Raw genomic sequence first — 1,638 nt, 5'->3', positions numbered from 1 at the left:
GATCGTGACTTCCATTTCCAGCCGGCTCAACCAGGACGATACCCTCGGCGACCGCGAGTCGTATGGCGTGATAGTTCACCGGGTCAATCTCGACGGGATAACAGTCAGGGTCCGTTTCCCGCTCGATCAACATGACATCGCCCGGGTCCATGACGAGTAGTGCCGCGGCAATCGCGTTCGCGAGGTGAGGCTCGATTCCCGATGCCGTATGGTACGGGCTTGTGAGCGCAACATACTTCGCGCACGGCGCTGCGCCGACAATACCCACTTTATTGTCCTGGGCGACAATTTCGCCGAGTACTGATGTTCCATGATCGACTCCCGGCACCATATCACCATAGACGGGATCATGCGCGATCGCTTTCAGATCCTCATGGCAGATATTCCAACCGCGCTCCAGATCGACGAGTCCGACTCTGGCTCCCTGCCCGCCCGAAACGCTCCAAGCCGCGCGAGCGTCAATCCCCAGAGGGGCGCGTCTCAAATACCCTTGAAAAAGGTAGGCGGGATTGGTGTCTGGATGCACCGAGCAGCAAGGGGAGGGATCCCGATACCTGTGCGCAAGGTACGCACGCGCCACTTCTGGCAGCGCGTTGAGACTCTTGAGGGCCGGTTCAATCTCCTCGTGCTTCATTGTGCGAACGTCGATTTGCCAGAATGTACGAAGCAGTCTGATTTCGCTGCTCGCCTCGCGATTGTTGGCGTCGCCAAGTCGATCCAGTAATTCCGGTTTCACGGCCCGTTCCGAGCGACGAAGATCAAATTTGGCAATCACGGCCCGCAAGCGCGGCAAATGGAGCGCTGCCGCTGCTTCATCGAGCGTTTTTGTTTCCGGTGGCGGCAAGCGGAGTTCCGGTGAGAGCTGGACGATCAGAAAGCCGCTCGACGGTTCTGGGCGCCTCACGGGTTTCTCTAGGCCGGACTTTTGCACATCCGTCAGCAAGCCCATGACTGTTTTGTCGAACGACCGGCGGAGCCGCGCTGCCTGCTGAAAGGCGGCCCGCTGTTTTTCGGTTCGAACGGTGGCGCGCGTTAACAATTCTCGAACCATTGAACCGCGCAGTCCACTTTTGATCGCGTAGGCGATCGCCTCATCGCGCGCCCGCCGTTGAGCGTCGGATTCGGCTGCTGGCAATTCCGCGCGGTGAATATCCGGTTCGTATCGCGCCGCCAATTCCGCAATCTGAGCAATCTGTTTGGCGCTCAACTGTATGGGATTCAATTGAGACACCGTCTCTTGGAAGAGAGAATCGTCCGCGGGGGCAGACTTCGACTGCTGGGCGAAGGCAAACGATACCGATGACAAAACGAGGACACATCCAGCGAGAACTCGAAGACGGCTCATGGCAGAGATTCTCCTCGTTGGGACCAAGATGACCCAACACGATGACGACTTGCAATCATTCCCTCGGTTGATGACGTTCACGGAGACATGTCGCGGGGCGAAGTCCGAAGGTCATTCACATGCTTTAGGACTGCCGCTGCGTCCGCGCCGAGCCATCTCTTCAAGACGATCGCGAACGGATCCGATTGGAAGCGAAGCGAGCTGTGGCCCCATCCCAATCCCGGCCGACCGTTCTGCGCTTTGAGCCCGACGCAGTGGCGAGTCCGTTGAAGATGCTTCGAACAGTCCAGCAC

General features: G+C 58.5%; 1 protein-coding gene and 1 pseudogene. Both read right to left on the bottom strand.

The annotated features are described in order from the left end of the window. A pseudogene (locus tag WB650_RS10540) lies at positions 1-1,345 on the bottom strand (hypothetical protein); the annotation flags it as partial. Positions 1,346-1,422: 77 nt separating this feature from the next. Beyond that, positions 1,423-1,638: hypothetical protein (locus WB650_RS10535; RefSeq protein WP_423960375.1), on the bottom strand; the 216-nt coding region annotated here is incomplete at its 5' end.

Origin of the sequence: Binatus sp. (SeqCode), assembly GCF_049584895.1 — a bacterium.
GTDB lineage: Bacteria > Desulfobacterota > Binatia > Binatales > Binataceae > Binatus.
This window is presented reverse-complemented; position numbering and strand designations above follow the sequence as displayed.